The organism is Acinetobacter sp. ANC 3832 (assembly GCF_002135415.1).
Taxonomy (GTDB): Bacteria; Pseudomonadota; Gammaproteobacteria; order Pseudomonadales; family Moraxellaceae; genus Acinetobacter.
On the sequence record NZ_NEGJ01000009.1, the window covers coordinates 1 to 15,593 of the forward strand.

12 protein-coding genes and 1 pseudogene are annotated in these 15,593 nt (G+C 36.2%); 5 read left to right on the forward strand and 8 right to left on the reverse strand.

The window, feature by feature from the left end; genetic code table 11:
- Window positions 1–1,015: MBL fold metallo-hydrolase (locus B9T35_RS12520; RefSeq protein WP_228147144.1), on the reverse strand; the 1,015-nt coding region annotated here is incomplete at its 3' end.
- Between the two features lie 165 nt (window positions 1,016–1,180).
- Here B9T35_RS12520 and B9T35_RS12525 point away from each other — a divergent pair.
- Complete coding sequence (locus B9T35_RS12525; RefSeq protein WP_086191450.1) at window positions 1,181–1,555, forward strand: diacylglycerol kinase; 375 nt, start codon at window positions 1,181–1,183, stop codon at window positions 1,553–1,555.
- A gap of 211 nt (window positions 1,556–1,766) precedes the next feature.
- Here B9T35_RS12525 and B9T35_RS12530 read toward each other — a convergent pair.
- Together B9T35_RS12530 and B9T35_RS18705 are read right to left on the reverse strand one after the other, a co-directional pair.
- A pseudogene (locus tag B9T35_RS12530) lies at window positions 1,767–2,458 on the reverse strand (IS1 family transposase).
- A gap of 315 nt (window positions 2,459–2,773) precedes the next feature.
- Window positions 2,774–4,699, reverse strand: coding sequence for a YadA-like family protein (locus B9T35_RS18705; RefSeq protein WP_228147145.1), 1,926 nt, complete (start codon window positions 4,697–4,699; stop codon window positions 2,774–2,776).
- 537 nt (window positions 4,700–5,236) lie between these two features.
- Between B9T35_RS18705 and B9T35_RS12540 the strand changes: the two genes are divergently transcribed.
- Window positions 5,237–5,608 carry a hypothetical protein gene (locus B9T35_RS12540; RefSeq protein WP_086191451.1) on the forward strand — a complete coding sequence of 124 codons (372 nt, stop codon included), beginning with the start codon at window positions 5,237–5,239 and terminating at the stop codon, window positions 5,606–5,608.
- Window positions 5,609–5,974: 366 nt separating this feature from the next.
- Here B9T35_RS12540 and groL read toward each other — a convergent pair whose 3' ends face one another.
- The 4 genes from groL to B9T35_RS12565 all read right to left on the reverse strand — a co-directional run bounded on the left by groL (window position 5,975) and on the right by B9T35_RS12565 (window position 9,935).
- Window positions 5,975–7,609 carry a chaperonin GroEL gene (gene groL, locus B9T35_RS12550; protein ID WP_086191453.1) on the reverse strand — a complete coding sequence of 545 codons (1,635 nt, stop codon included), beginning with the start codon at window positions 7,607–7,609 and terminating at the stop codon, window positions 5,975–5,977.
- A 151-nt stretch (window positions 7,610–7,760) separates the two neighbouring features.
- Window positions 7,761–8,051: a co-chaperone GroES gene (locus B9T35_RS12555; RefSeq protein WP_086191454.1), complete on the reverse strand. Its 291-nt coding sequence runs from the start codon at window positions 8,049–8,051 to the stop codon at window positions 7,761–7,763.
- Between the two features lie 203 nt (window positions 8,052–8,254).
- Window positions 8,255–9,016, reverse strand: coding sequence for a metallophosphoesterase family protein (locus tag B9T35_RS12560; RefSeq protein ID WP_086191455.1), 762 nt, complete (start codon window positions 9,014–9,016; stop codon window positions 8,255–8,257).
- A complete protein-coding gene (locus tag B9T35_RS12565; RefSeq protein WP_086191456.1) occupies window positions 8,997–9,935 on the reverse strand; it encodes a diacylglycerol/lipid kinase family protein in 939 nt (312 codons plus the stop codon). Before B9T35_RS12565 ends, B9T35_RS12560 begins: the two co-directional genes overlap by 20 nt.
- Before the next feature lie 406 nt (window positions 9,936–10,341).
- Here B9T35_RS12565 and B9T35_RS12570 point away from each other — a divergent pair, with 406 nt between their 5' ends.
- The 3 genes from B9T35_RS12570 (at window position 10,342) to B9T35_RS12580 (ending at window position 13,807) form a co-directional block, all read left to right on the forward strand.
- Window positions 10,342–12,171 carry a phosphoenolpyruvate carboxykinase (GTP) gene (locus tag B9T35_RS12570; protein ID WP_086191457.1) on the forward strand — a complete coding sequence of 610 codons (1,830 nt, stop codon included), beginning with the start codon at window positions 10,342–10,344 and terminating at the stop codon, window positions 12,169–12,171.
- A 118-nt stretch (window positions 12,172–12,289) separates the two neighbouring features.
- Entirely contained in the window at window positions 12,290–13,012 is a 723-nt protein-coding gene (locus B9T35_RS12575) for a hypothetical protein (RefSeq protein WP_086191458.1), read from the forward strand.
- An 84-nt stretch (window positions 13,013–13,096) separates the two neighbouring features.
- The gene (locus tag B9T35_RS12580) at window positions 13,097–13,807 is read left to right on the forward strand and encodes a hypothetical protein (RefSeq protein WP_086191459.1); all 711 of its coding nucleotides are present in this window, start codon (window positions 13,097–13,099) and stop codon (window positions 13,805–13,807) included.
- A gap of 110 nt (window positions 13,808–13,917) precedes the next feature.
- Here the strand turns inward: B9T35_RS12580 and glpD are convergent, their stop codons facing one another.
- Entirely contained in the window at window positions 13,918–15,447 is a 1,530-nt protein-coding gene (gene glpD / locus B9T35_RS12585) for a glycerol-3-phosphate dehydrogenase (protein WP_086191460.1), read from the reverse strand.
- Window positions 15,448–15,593: the final 146 nt, after the last annotated feature.

Sequence of the window (15,593 nt, forward strand, 5' to 3'; positions counted from 1 at the left end):
CAGGAGTCACAGGAGTCACAGGAGTCACAGGAGTCACAGGAGTCACAGGAGTCACAGGAGTCACAGGAGTCACAGGAGTCACAGGAGTCACAGGAGTCACAGGAGTTGAGCCTATCGCAACCCACTTATATTTCAAGCCCTCAATGGTTTGAATTTGTCCAATCCCTGGGAAAGGTAAATGTGGGGCAGCAATGGTTATATTGGGTTTGGCATATTTTGCAAAAAGTTTTATTCGAGTATCTGCTGCTTGAATTGGATCTACATCAAAATCAACCGCAAGTTTCGGCTGTTCAAATTGTAAAGTTGATGAATGGACTACATCACCTAGAAAAATCAATTGCTTATTCGCATCAATCAATTTAAAACTATGATGACCTGGTGTATGCCCTGCACTACTAATCACTTCTACATCATTAATGATTGAACCATCTTTAAATGTTTTAAAACTTAACGTTTTTTTATAAGGCTCTATGGCTTGCTCAATCTTCGCAACAGTATCTTTAAATTTTTGTTGTTTATCCGCTGGCAATGAATTAACCGTATTTGGATTTAACCAATAATTCGCTTCATTCTCATGCACATAAACTGTTGCATAAGGAAAAATAGCTTTACCCTCTTTGCTAATGCCACAGACATGATCAGGATGTAAATGCGTTAGAAACACGGTTTTAATACTTGTTAACTTATAACCTGCAAGTTCAATATTTTTAGCTGTCGCACCTAAGGTTTGACCAAAGCAACTTGCACCCCCACTATCGACTAACATCACAGATTGCCCATCATCAATAAGGAAAGCATTCACAGAAGTCGCTAAAGCATCTGAATGGATTGTTAAACGGTTAAATAGTTGCTGTCTTTCCTCTTCTGATACATTATGGCTAAAAATGCTCGCACTCAAAGGAAGCGTACCATCCGATAATGCTGTAATTTTATACTTACCAAATGGATATTTGTAAAACCCCACGGATGCTTGATCATTCATTGAACTTGTTTCAGTCGCCTGAACACTTTGCATTCCCATACACATTGATACTAGTGCCCAAAAAATTACTTTCATATTTTTCATATAAATATTCATCATTTCTATTCAGTTTAATTATGTTTGTCTTAAAATAATTTAATTCATTGTCTTTTAAGTTTATTGTGCTATTTTGCCATAAAATTACATAAATTTTAAGTTATGAGCGATTATTCTCCTTTTAAAGGAAAAACGGGTTTTAAACGTATTCTAAATGCAACTGGCTATTCTTTGGCTGGATTTAAAGCAGCATATCAACACGAAGCGGCTTTTCGTCAAGTTGTTTGGATCAATATTATTCTGATTCCTATTACTTTTTTTCTAAATGTTAGCAATATAGAACAAGCTGTAATGGTGGCTGTTTGCTTATTGGCAATTATTGTTGAGTTATTTAATTCTGCACTTGAAGCAGTTGTAGATCGAGTTTCGCTAGATTTACACCCACTTTCAAAAAATGCAAAAGACATGGGAAGTGCAGCCCAATTCGTTGCTCAAGCCATTATCTTTTTTACATGGGTAATTATTTTGTTCAAGTAATAAAGTTCTTACATAAACCTGTTTCTATCCTCTCTTTCATAGAAGAGATAGAAATAGGTTTTGAGATTTATCTGTGCTTTCAATTAAAATGATATTTATTGGATATGTTCAAGATCAACAGTTAACCCCATCAATAACTGCATGAGTTGTACTTGTAAATTACAGTTGTTTTTCAAAAAAATCGGGGGGTGTTTCAAAAATTATGCTGACATTACACGAATCCATTATTGATATAAAAGAAGGTTAAATCGAAAGCTTTAAAATGGTTTTCCAATTTTTTCGAAAAGTTACAACAGCTCCTAAACCCTCGTCTCATTCGATATCTTATTTTGCAGTTATTTCCTAATATCCACAGTAAAAAACTTACCAATTGCTTACTTACAATGCTTAAAAGCTGTGACAAAACTATTCCAATGATCGCTGGAAATTCGAGTGTATTGAACTCCTAATGTTTTGAGTTGAGCTTTAAGCCGTTGGAATGTGGCTAAATCTCACTTTCCCCAAACATAAGCTACAATTTTACCTATATCTCGATGATAAGCGTAAATCAATCATTGTTTATTTTGTTTGTTACCTACAAATGTCCAAAAATCACCCACCTCAAGGGATTCATAATCACTCTGCTTAGTTTGAATTTAATAACTCGATTGACTTCAAGTTCGTAAAACTTTACCTATACTGATTCGCTCAATTTCTGCGATATCTCTTACACCACTGCCTCTTACCATTAAATGCAATATCTTACTGGTCATACCCGAGTTGCATCCTTGATAGCTTAGAGCATGGTGGTCACCAATAAATTGACGTTTACAGCCTTTGCATTAATAGTTTTGTTTCCCATCCATTTTTCTTTATATTGTCACTCAGGCAGGTTGGGCATTTGATTTGTAGAGTTATTTGCATTTCTCTATTTTATCAAAATTCAGCCTGTTCTTTTCGGCATACTTTTTGAAACACTACTTAATATTCAAGTCTCATCCCCAAATAAGGAATAGAATTTTATTATTAGAATAAAGTTATCTATAACTTTTAAATACTAACCCACTCGACATTTTGTCTAAGTATTAACAACCTCTTTATTTTTTCTACTCTAGGATTAAATTAAAAGGCTCTATGTAAGATACCCACTATCGATAGAAAATTTATCTTTAAAGCAAAAATAAAAAATCCCCGCTAAAAGCGGGGATTTTTTGTGTTTAACCTTTAACGGAAATAACCTTATTTACCGCCAAATACGTAAGCTAGACCTACACGACCACCAACTTCACCGTCACCAGCAAAACCAAGAGCAGCACTTACAGAAGTACGACCATCAGCAAATACGCTAGCTAAACCAACAGCTCCTGCTGATTCGCCTTCATAGTGACCAACACCACCAAATACTGCAAACTGACCAGCACCGATGTTAGGAACTTGTTGTTGAGCAGCTAAAGCAATTGCGATACCACGGTAAGAAGTTTTCTCAACGTCATCAACACGATTGTTTAATTGATCAACACGGCTATTTAACTGTCCAACTTGTGCAGTTAAACGTGTATCAACTTCAGTTACTTTAGTATCAATAGCAGTAACTTGAGTATTTACAGTTGTTTTAAAGCCTTCGATTTTACCATCAATATTAGCAACTGATTGGTTAATACCATCTGTTGCATTTTTAACAGCTTCATCTAAAGAAGCAGTAATACTTTGACCATTGATACGGAAATCAGCAGCATCGATATAACCAGTAGTTTTTACACCATCAGCGGTAATAGTTGTACCAGTAGTAGTCACTTTACCATCTGTACCAGTTACAGTTTTATTAACGTCTACGCCATATTTATTAGACTGATCTTCATTTTTACCAATTACACCAGTAGAAACTTTTTGTTCAGTTTGAATTTTAGGTGCTGTTTCTTCAAATGTAGTATCAACGTTAGTCGTTGCTGCACCTGGAGTAGTAATACCAGCTTGTACACGAGATTGGTCTGCAGTAAATACAGCTTCACTATAAGTTACATTTTTATTAGTAACAGTATTATGTACTTTTGAAATTTGGAAAGTACCATCATCATACTGTGCAGTACCAGTTTTAGTATGCGTACCAGCTACAGGAGTTGTACCAGCATATTCAACTAAACCAGTACCGTTACCAGTAATTTCATAGTATTTAGAAGCTAACTCACGACCTTCATCGTTATTATAAACTTCTAGAATACGTTTACCACCTACATCATATTCACGTGTTTTTTGAGTACCACTTACTTTACTTTTAATTAACTCACGTGTTGCAACACTACCGTCAGTTTGTAAAACACCTTTATTTGAAAGATCTGCAAGTGCAATACCATTACCAGTCATCATTACAACATTATTGTTGTCACGAGCACTTACACCATAAATGTTTTTAGATGGATCAACAGCTGGACCAGTACCCGTATTTGCGAGGATACCTTGTTGTACATAACGAATATCATTCGAAGCAGTTTGTTGCTGACCTAGTGTACCAGTTAAATATTCTTCAGTTGAAGAGCCTTCAGGTGCAACTAGAGTACCGTCAATAGAACCAGCATTTACTGATGTACCACCTTGGTAACCATAAATAACATGCTCACCATTTACTTGACGGTTTTCATATCCAGTAGTCAGTTGACCACCTGTAAGACCTGAAACCTGTCCACCTTTTGTTAAAGTATTTACATCAATTTTCGAACCACCAGTATAAGCAGTTAGATTACCAGTTGCATCAGCAACATAAGTACCTGGGATTTTTGCACCTGTAGTTGGGTTTTCAAACTGGTATACAGTAGTACCATCAGCAGTTTTATACTTAAACACGTCATACTTTACAGCTTGACCTGGTTGAGTATTTCCAACTACTGCATTTGTCCCTAAATCTAAAGCAATCTCACGACCAGCACCATTAGTAACTACATTAATTGTAGGTAACCAATCGATATCTAAGTCAGCTTGTGGTGAGTTTGTTGCATGATAACCATGTACAGGAGCATCAACGCTTCCTACGATAGTTGAGCCATTACCACCATAAATTGGATTAGTATTTACCAATCCTTCTGTTACAGAAACTGGCTTTGCGTTTTGGGCATTTGCTGTAACTGCTACTACTGCCAAACTTGCTGCTAAAAGTGTTTTTTGAAATTTCATATAAATTCCTGCAATTCTTATAAAAAAACTGGCTCACCCTAGGATCATGTAAACCAGCGAAACTGAGATGAATGCGTGGTTATTAGGGAAGTCCACCATCCTTACCCCGCCGCTACTCTGCGACACTGTGCTAATCATATACAAAAAGAAACAACAATATCAATCAATATTTGATTAAAAATACAATCAATACTTAAAATAAACTTGTGATTTAATTAAAATTTAATTAAAAACAGGTAATTATAAAATTTCAATTGATTAAAATATAATCAAATAATTATAGTTAAAAACTTGAGTTGTTTTACTTATATTATATATATGTGAATTATTTTTTTAATTATAATATATATGTAAATTAAATAAAAAAAACATAACTTTCAAATACTTGAACATAAAAAAATACATTACTTACATACATAGAAAAGATGATTTTTCACACATTAACATTCAATAAATAATAAAAAAATATACAATTAAACAAACGAAAATTTAAAAAAAAAGTATAGAATAGTCAGAAATCAAATTTTGTTTTAAGTTATGAGTAATCAACAGGAAAAAAAGTTATTTGCTAATCGCTTAAACAAAGCCTTAGCTGATGCAAATCATCCAATTAGCCCAACGTATATTGCGAATGAATTTAACAATCGTTACGATGGGCAATCAATAAGCGTACAATCTGCAAATAATTGGCTATTGGGAAAAGCGATACCCAACCAAGATAAACTCGCGGTTCTCGCTATTTGGTTAAATGTTTCTAATCAATGGTTAAGATTTGGCGATACAAATAACTCTCTAATTTCATCTTCAGGTTTTAACTCTGCTGATATGGACTATTTTCTTAAATTTCGCCGCCTAACCAATACTCAAAAAAAGATTATCAGCGATCTAATAGATGAACTTATTCAATAGGTAATTTTGCTAAGAGACTTAAATAATATTGATTCTCTTTTTTATAATGTTCTATCATTTCTTCACACTCTCGAATTTTTTTGTACAAATTTTTAAGCTCCTGCTTTTTAATAACCATACATTCCGAATCTTCATGCTTCCCATTAAATATACCTAGATTTATCTTTTCCATATTTTTAGTAAGTTAAATTATCACTTGATGAAATCATAAACCATTTAAAAAAAAAGACCAACAAAAAGTATACTTTTTATTACAACATAAAAATTATGTTAAATAAATCTCTATATATAAGCAACTTAGTTTTACCTAGCATTAAAAAACCCCCGCTAAAAGCGAGGGGTTTTTAAACAAGATGATGTCTTGGCTTACATCATGCCGCCCATTCCACCCATGCCGCCCATATCTGGCATAGCAGCTTTATCTTCTGGAATGTCTGTAATCATACATTCAGTTGTCAACATTAAACCTGCTACAGATGCAGCATGCTCAAGTGCAGAACGCGTTACTTTAGCTGGGTCAAGAATACCCATTTCTAACATATCGCCATATTCAGAAGTAGCAGCGTTATAACCGAAGTTACCTTCACCATTTTTCACAGCATTAATCACAACTGAAGGCTCATCACCTGCATTTGCAACAATTTGACGTAAAGGTGCTTCAATTGCACGACGTAAAATGTTGATACCTGCATTTTGGTCGTCATTGATACCTGTAACACCATCAAGTACTGCTGCAGCACGTACAAGTGCAACACCACCACCCGCAACAACACCTTCTTCAACCGCAGCACGAGTCGCGTGAAGCGCATCATCTACACGGTCTTTTTTCTCTTTCATTTCAACTTCAGTTGCAGCACCAATTTTGATCACAGCAACACCGCCTGCTAATTTAGCAACGCGTTCCTGAAGTTTTTCTTTATCGTACTCAGATGTTGATTCTTCAATTTGTGCGCGAATTTGAGTAACACGTTCAGCAATTTGATCTGCATTACCTGCACCATCAACAATCACAGTGTTTTCTTTAGAAACAGTAATTTTGTGTGCTGTACCCAAATCTTGTAATGATGCTGTTTCTAAAGACATCCCTACTTCTTCAGAAATAACAGTCGCGCCAGTTAAGATTGCGATGTCTTGAAGCATTGCTTTACGACGATCACCAAAACCAGGTGCTTTAACTGCACATACTTTAATAATACCGCGCATGTTGTTTACAACAAGTGTAGCCAACGCTTCGCCTTCAACATCTTCGGCAATAATTAAAAGTGGTTTACCAGTTTTAGCAACAGCTTCTAATACTGTAATTAATTCACGGATATTACCAATTTTTTTATCAACAAGAAGAATGAATGGGTTTTCAAGTTCAGCCGTTAAAGTATCTTGTTTGTTTGCAAAGTACGGGCTGATATAACCACGGTCAAACTGCATACCTTCAACAACATCAAGTGAATCTTCGAAGCCTGAACCTTCTTCAACAGTGATCACGCCTTCTTTACCAACGCGTTCCATTGCTTGCGCAATCAATTTACCAACAGTTGTATCTGAGTTTGCAGAAATTGAACCCACTTGTTCAATTGCTTTGGTATCAGAAGCAGGTTTAGCTGTTGCTTTAATATTTTCAACAACTGCACGTACTGCAAGGTCGATACCACGTTTCAAGTCCATTGGGTTCATACCCGCAGTCACTGATTTAATACCTTCGTTTAAAATTGCTTGAGCCAATACAGTTGCAGTCGTAGTACCATCACCAGCGATGTCGTTGGTTTTTGAAGATACTTCACGAACCAATTGAGCGCCCATGTTTTCAAATTTATCTTTTAACGTAATTTCTTTCGCAACAGTTACACCATCTTTAGTGATGTGTGGCGCACCGAAAGAACGGTCAATAACAACGTTACGACCTTTAGGACCTAAAGTTACTTTTACTGCATCAGCAAGTGTATTTACACCAGCAATCATTTTTGAACGTGCTGAATCGCCGAATTTTACGTCTTTAGCTGACATGTTTAACTCCAAATATTTTTAAATTTTAACAATCTGATTGATACAAGTCGTATTTCATAGACTTCTTGCATAGCACCTTTTCATTTTTCTTCAAGGAGACAAACAAGAGGTTTTAAATCACTGATGCAAGATGTCCTATTTACGTTTTGGCTTAGTCTACAAGAACAGCTAAAATGTCAGATTCTTTCATTACAAGAAGTTCTTCACCATCAACTTTTACTTTTGTTCCAGCATATGCACCGAACAATACGTTATCGCCAACTTTAACATCTAAAGCACGTACACCATTGTCCGTAACTTTACCGTTACCTACAGCAAGAATTTCACCTTGAGCAGGTTGTTCAGCTGCTGAAGTACTTAAAATAAGACCACCCGCAGTTTTAGTTTCCTTCTCAACACGGCGAATAACAACGTTATCATGTAAAGGACGAATGTTGCTCATTGAAAACTCCATCAGACTAAGTGTCTTTATATTGGTTAAAAATGATGACGGTTTTATTCCCTAAATCATCATCTATTAAAAATAATTTCTATGACACTTTTGTGGGGATGGAAAAAAACGCTTCAAGGGCAAAACTAAAAAATATTTCCAATTATGTGTGTTTTTTATCCAACTTATGCATTCATTTATTCAATTTCGATCAATTAGGCGATTTTTAAAACAAAATCCTGTAACTGCTCATCAAAAAAATAATGCTGAAAAGTGCCATCATTTAAAATTACATTGAAGCTATTCGGCATTTTTTTATGTAAGCGATGTGAGGTTGCTGTACCTGCATGTACCTCATAAACGGGATGCCCTAGATTTAAAGCAAATTCCTGATTCAAATCATACACAGCCACTAAATGTAAATGCCCATGCAATAAAGCATATAAATGATGTTGCCCCCACTCTGCTAAGGCAAGTTTTCCTAAAGTGGGGCAATCTTTTAAATGATGATTATCTTCAGAAGAATAAAAAGGTTGATGACTCACAATAATGTTTAATTTATTGTTCGGCGCTTGAATCAGTTGTTGATTCACTCTGTGAATTTGCTCTAGTGAAACGTGCCCACGGGTGTGGTAACGACGTCGAATACTATTAATACCAATTAAATAGAAATGCTCAGTGACTAAGGTTTTTTCCAAACTGCCAAAAAACAATTGATACAAAGCAAATGTTCTAAAGGTCCGATTCCATACATGATACAAAGGAATATCATGGTTTCCAGGCACAAGAAAATACGGCGTATTTAACGATTCTAAAAATTGCTTACATGCATAAAACTCTTTTAGTTTCGCCCTTTGGGTTAAATCACCACTGACCACAACAATTTCAGGTTGATGTTTCTCACAAAAGCGCTGAATCGCAGTGATACATTCAATTTTTTCTGTTCCAAAATGCAAATCAGACAGATGAATCAACATAAGGCACCATAATATTTAACGCATTTTTTTCAACATGAATATTTAATGGCGTATTCAGTTCAACAATTTCACCATCAATCGCAACGGTCAGTTTAGGTCTTTGCGAATATACTTTCACATGATCTGCACTGAAACTATATACATCGGAGGCTTGTTCAAGTTGTCCGCGAATGGTCTGAAAGAGTGTCTTAAATAAAGTGGTTTTATCACCCTTCGCAATCACCACACCTGCAACCTGCCCCACTTCTGCACATTTGGCTATTTTGAGTTTCATTTCTGCAAGTTGTAATTGATTATTGCCAAAGAAAATAAGGGGGGTTTTAACAGGATAACGATGACCATCTACCTCCACTTCTAATTTTAATTCTTTACGATCACGAATAAGCACATCCAAACCTGAGGTATAGGCATTTAAAGGGAAACGTCCAAATCTTTTATTGTATTCTTCGCGCCTTTTAATAAATAAAGGATATAAGCCCAAACTAGCATTATTCAAATATATTTGATCATTAATACAAGCCACATGTGAAGCACGTGGTTCACCTGTTCCAATCACTTTTGCTGCTTCCAACAAATCTAAAGGGATGTTTAAAACTCTAGCCACATAATTAAATGTACCCAAAGGTAAAATTCCCATTGGAATATCTTGATGTACCAATTGTGAGGCAACTGCATTTAAAGTTCCATCGCCGCCTGCCGCAACAACTACCCCTTTTTCAGTATATTGTTGATGACGTTTTAAAATTTTTTGCATCAAAATCTGAATATTTGGCTCAGAAGCAATATCAAAAACTTGTATTTCAAAGCCTTGTTCTGTCCAAATTGTCATCAATTGTTCATAGACTGCCTCTTTTTTACTTGCATGAAAGCCTGATTTTTCATTATAAACCATAGATAGAGGTTTTAATTGAGCGCTCATAATGTTGTTTATTTTGAAGTAATTACTCTAATTTCGCTGAAATTTCAGACGAATAATATATCCTTTATGTAATTTTTGAATTGACTTGATTTATTAAACCAATGATAAAATAGAATGATTCTTAAACAACAAGATACTAATTTAAAACAATATTTTTTAAATAAATAATATACATCATTTTAAATGATACTTTGAATTACGTCACAATACCACAATCAAAACATTAAATAACAATAGCTTATACCACTATGGGGCGCAAATATCTTTTACGCCTTTAGTCTTATTTTTTTTATGATTTTATGCTTTAATACAGCCACTTTTTTCATACTTAAATCTGAATGTTGTATCCCTTCATTCAGGTTGTTATTTGTACATAAAAATGTACATATTTTAGATAGGCCTCACCATGACCCAAGTGAACGCACCAGAATTCGTTCGTCACCCTAAGCTCATTGCATGGGTTGAAGAAATTGCTAAATTAACTAAACCTGCAAAAATTGAATGGTGTGACGGAAGCGAAGAAGAATATCAACGTTATATTAACTTGATGATCGCTAACGGCACCATGCAAGCATTAAATCAGGACAAACATCCTGGTTCTTTTTTAGCGAATTCTGATCCTTCCGACGTTGCTCGTGTTGAAGGTCGTACATACATCTGTTCTGAAAAACAAGAAGATGCTGGTGCGACAAACAACTGGGAAGCTCCAGCTGAAATGCGTACTCGTTTAAGTGGTTTATTTGATGGCTCAATGGCTGGGCGTACAATGTACGTTGTTCCATTCTCTATGGGCCCATTGGGTAGCCACATTGCACATATCGGTATCGAATTAACAGATTCTCCTTATGTTGCAGTCAGCATGTCTAAAATGGCTCGTATGGGCAAAGCTGTTTATGACGTACTCGGTACAGATGGTGAATATATCCCTTGTGTACACACTGTTGGTGCACCGCTTGAAGCAAATCAAAAAGATGTTGCTTGGCCTTGTAACCCAGAAAAATATATCGTTCATTATCCAGAAACACGTGAAATTTGGTCATTCGGTTCTGGTTATGGCGGTAATGCATTGTTGGGTAAAAAATGCCTAGCGTTACGTATTGCATCGTCTATGGGTCGTCAACAAGGTTGGTTAGCTGAACACATGCTGATCCTTGGTGTAACAAGCCCGCAAGGTGAAAAACACTACATCGCAGCTGCATTCCCTTCTGCTTGTGGTAAAACCAACTTTGCAATGTTGATTCCACCAGCAGGTTATGAAGGTTGGAAAATTGAAACTGTAGGTGATGACATCGCTTGGATTAAACCAGGTGAAGATGGTCGCTTATATGCAATTAACCCTGAAGCTGGTTTCTTTGGTGTAGCGCCTGGTACAAATACGAAGACTAATCCAAACTGTATGGCAACATTGACCAAAGATGTGATCTATACAAACGTTGCTGTAACTGACAACGGTGAAGTTTGGTGGGAAGGCCTAACTAAAGAAGCGCCTGCGAACCTAACCAACTGGAAAGGTCAGCCACACGTTGCTGGTGAAAAAGCAGCACATCCAAATGCTCGTTTCACAGTTGCAGCGGGTCAGTGCCCTTCTATTGATGCTGACTGGGAAAATCCAGCGGGTGTTCCAATTTCAGCGTTCATCTTCGGTGGTCGTCGCGCAGATACTGTTCCTTTAGTTTCTGAAGCATTTGACTGGGTTGATGGCGTTTATAAAGCAGCAACTATGGGTTCTGAAACAACTGCTGCTGCAGTAGGTCAACAAGGCATCGTTCGCCGTGACCCATTTGCTATGCTTCCATTTGCTGGTTATAACATGGCTGACTATTTTAGCCATTGGTTAGAACTTGGTGAAGAAGTTGGTGCTAGAGCTGAAGCTGCGGGTAACAAACTTCCAAAAATCTTCAATGTAAACTGGTTCCGTCGTGATGCTGAAGGCAACTTCGTATGGCCTGGTTTCGGTCAGAACATGCGTGTTCTTGAGTGGATGATTGACCGTTGTGAAGGTCGTGCTGAAGCAACTGAAACACCAATTGGCTTAGTTCCAACTTATGAACAGTTAAACTGGACAGGTTCTGACTTTACAAAAGCACAATTTGACCTTGTGACTGAACAAGATAAAGCGCAATGGATCAAAGAACTTGAAAGCCACACTGAGTTATTTGATAAATTAGGTGATCGTTTACCAGCTGCGCTTAAAACACGCCAAGCTGAATTGATTGCTGCTGTTAAATCTGCTTAATCTGTCTTTGATGATTCCCCTCTTTAAAAAGAAGGATTAAGGCAAATTTAAAAAGACCGCTTAATGCGGTCTTTTTTATGCTTTAATCAATGAATCAACCAAACCTCATAAAACAATAATGAATCAAATTCAAAATATCACCGAATCACAACCCTACCTCAAGCTATTACCTGAAAATGAAGATGTTTTCGCACCTGATAGTGCATTTTTAGCTAAACACCTACTTCCTCTTGTTTCGATTGATTTAGCTGCGATGAACCCTGAATGGCGTGGCAAAATTCATTTGATCAATCCAATTGAGCCTGCTGATTGCTATATTGGCTCTTATACTAAAGCGTTCTACAATCAATTCGCCGCTGAAAATTATTTTATTCTACAACTGGATGAAAACAATCATTATCAATGGCTCGGTGAAAAACGTTATTTTATTCTTGAAAATGCAAATCATGCAGAAATTTGCTTTAATCAAATGCAACCGCATAGTGATCAAATGCACAAAGATTATTTAGAAGTTAAAGCCCGATTTAACGAAACAGGGAAAATGACCTCGACAGATCATTTTATAAATCAATATGCTGAGCCGAATACTTTACTTAATTGGATCGGTGGCGAATTTAGTGTAAGTAACTACATGAGCCCTTTAGATCAATATTTTGATTTACAGATTATCGAAGAAAGGACTGATCATGAAGAAGTCCATATTTATGATAAACAAGGAAATCGCTATTACTTCATTACCTGTGCATCAGGCTGGCAATATTGTACGAGTGGTGCGGATGATATCTTGATGTATTATCAGCCTGAAACTAAACGTGTTTTATTTACGTTTGATTGGACTTAAATTCTATTTATGCCATTAAAACAAAGAACTCACACTTACTCATATTCAATTAACATTTCAAAATAAAATGAGAATCTTCATCAAATGGATCAAATTCAAAATATCACCGAACCGCAACCCTACCTCACGCCATTACCTGAAAATGAAGATGTTTTCGCACCTGATAGTGCATTTTTAGCTAAACATCTGCTTCCATTAGTTTCGATTGATTTATCAGCGGTGAATCCCGAATGGCGTGGCAAAATTCATTTAGTGAATCCAATTGAGCCATACGAATGCTATATCGGTAGTGAAACCACTCAATTCGCCAACGAGTTTGCGAATGAAAATTGGTTTGTTATGCAACTGAACGATAAAAACCAATATGAATGGCTAGGAAATCGAGAATACTTTGCTTTAGAAAATGCTGAATGCGATGCAGATTTACGAAAACATAGCCAAGAAATGCATCTAGACTATTCACAAGTAAAACAACGCTTTTTAACGACTGGAAAAGTCATTTCAGGATCAGATGTGACATATGAAAATGATGAGCCTACTGTTTTATTAAATCAGTTGGGTGGTGATGCTAGCTATGGAAACTGGAATCACCCGATCAGCGATCATTTTGAACTTAAAATAATAAATAAAGATACAGATGATGAAGTGACCCATGTCTATGATCAGACTGGTTTACGCTACTACTTCATTGCTTCGGCATCTGGCTGGGAATATTGCAATCACGGTGCAGATGATATTTTAATGTTTTATCAACCTGAAACTAAACGTGTTTTATACACTTTTGATTGGACTTGATTTCAAATATCAGTAAATATCTTATTTATAAGCACTATACATTTATTTATCTTCCGAGCAAAAATAAACAGATTTTATGCAAGTAAGATAAATAGCATTCACTTTTTTTATTATGCGACATCTTTCCGTAAACGACGTTCATGCAAGCTTATTAAATATTCATCTAAAATTTGAACTTCACTTTCGACAAACTCTAAATAAATTTTGGTTCTACGTTTCAAAATATCCTCACTTACAATCACCCATTCCTGATCAACAAGATAATCGACTTCTTGTGCATATAAACCATGCCCAAAATCTTGCCCTAATTCATGAATAGATATGGAATGACCAAGGAATTTCCATACTCGCGTTCCATAAGCATGCGCCCAACGATTGGCCAACTCAACAGAAACACCTTTTATTTTCTGCATAACTTGTTCCGCTAAATTATCCACAGAAACTAATTCTTCCGCACCAGGCAATAAACTCCTTTCAGTCCAATATGGCTTCATTTCTGAAAAAAACGGATGCAATTGCGCCATTGCAGATTCAGCCAATTTACGATAGGTCGTCAACTTCCCACCAAACACAGACAATAATGGTGCTTCACTCTCCATATCCTGAGTCAAAGCCAAAGTATAGTCACGCGTTACTGCCGATGGATTATCTGACTCATCATCACACAAAGGACGCACACCTGAAAAAGTGCTGATAATATCAGTCTGTATGAGTTGAACTTTAAAATGATCATTTGCAACATCAAGCAGATATTCAATTTCCTGCTGTGTGATCTCAACCTGATTTGGATCACCTGTATATTCACGGTCTGTCGTACCAATTAAGGTATATTGATTTAAATATGGAATGGCAAAAACAATTCGCTGATCATCATTTTGCATAATGAAGGCTTTATCACCCTCATACATTTTCGCTACAATGATGTGACTACCTTGGATCAAACGTATGCCATAAGGAGATTTCAGCTTTAAATCTTGCTGAATAAACTGAGCCACCCACGGTCCTGCTGCATTCACCAAAACTTTTGCCTGAATCTGATATATCCCTTGCTCATTCTCCAACTCAATAAGCCAAATTCCATCAACTCTTTTTGCAGACTTACAACGTGTTTGTGTCACAATTTTGGCACCATTTTCTCGGGCTTGCATTGCATTCAACACAACCAAACGAGCATCATCTACTGCACAATCTGAATATTCAAAACCTCGCGTAATTTCTTCTTTTAATGGACTATTGTCTGCTTGAAATTGAATCGTCTGTGAGCCTGCAAGTTTTTCGCGTTTTCCTAAATGATCATAAAAGAACAGACCTGTACGAATCAGCCAAGCAGGACGTAAATGTGGACGGTGTGGCATAATAAAACGCATAGGGCGAATAATATGTGGGGCTTTCGCCAGTAAAACTTCACGCTCAGCTAAAGCTTCTCGAACCAAACGAAATTCTTTATGTTCAAGATAACGTAATCCACCATGAATCAATTTACTACTTGCAGATGAAGTATGGCTCGCAAGATCATCTTTTTCACATAGAAATACAGATAAGCCTCGACCTGTCGCATCTGTAGCAATACCAAGACCATTAATCCCACCACCAATAACAGCAAGATCATAACAAATATTTTTTTCTGATAGATTAGTCATGTACGATCACCAATATTTTTCGTTTATTTTCGTTTTAGAAAATACTAACCGATTCATTATTAAACTTCTATGACAGAGCAAAATAATTTACATATTTATGCCTTTTTACAAATTGAGTCTGCTTCATACTTAAATCTATTTAAATC

Excerpts from the sequence above, each read along its gene's own strand:
- B9T35_RS12540 (WP_086191451.1), top strand. The coding sequence starts at position 5,237 with ATGAGTAATCAACAGGAAAAAAAGTTATTTGCTAATCGCTTAAACAAA.
- glpD (WP_086191460.1), bottom strand. The coding sequence starts at position 15,447 with ATGACTAATCTATCAGAAAAAAATATTTGTTATGATCTTGCTGTTATT.
- B9T35_RS12580 (WP_086191459.1), top strand. The coding sequence starts at position 13,097 with ATGGATCAAATTCAAAATATCACCGAACCGCAACCCTACCTCACGCCA.
- B9T35_RS12565 (WP_086191456.1), bottom strand. The coding sequence starts at position 9,935 with ATGAGCGCTCAATTAAAACCTCTATCTATGGTTTATAATGAAAAATCA.
- B9T35_RS12555 (WP_086191454.1), bottom strand. The coding sequence starts at position 8,051 with ATGAGCAACATTCGTCCTTTACATGATAACGTTGTTATTCGCCGTGTT.
- B9T35_RS18705 (WP_228147145.1), bottom strand. The coding sequence starts at position 4,699 with ATGAAATTTCAAAAAACACTTTTAGCAGCAAGTTTGGCAGTAGTAGCA.
- B9T35_RS12575 (WP_086191458.1), top strand. The coding sequence starts at position 12,290 with ATGAATCAAATTCAAAATATCACCGAATCACAACCCTACCTCAAGCTA.
- groL (WP_086191453.1), bottom strand. The coding sequence starts at position 7,609 with ATGTCAGCTAAAGACGTAAAATTCGGCGATTCAGCACGTTCAAAAATG.
- B9T35_RS12570 (WP_086191457.1), top strand. The coding sequence starts at position 10,342 with ATGACCCAAGTGAACGCACCAGAATTCGTTCGTCACCCTAAGCTCATT.
- B9T35_RS12525 (WP_086191450.1), top strand. The coding sequence starts at position 1,181 with ATGAGCGATTATTCTCCTTTTAAAGGAAAAACGGGTTTTAAACGTATT.
- B9T35_RS12560 (WP_086191455.1), bottom strand. The coding sequence starts at position 9,016 with ATGTTGATTCATCTGTCTGATTTGCATTTTGGAACAGAAAAAATTGAA.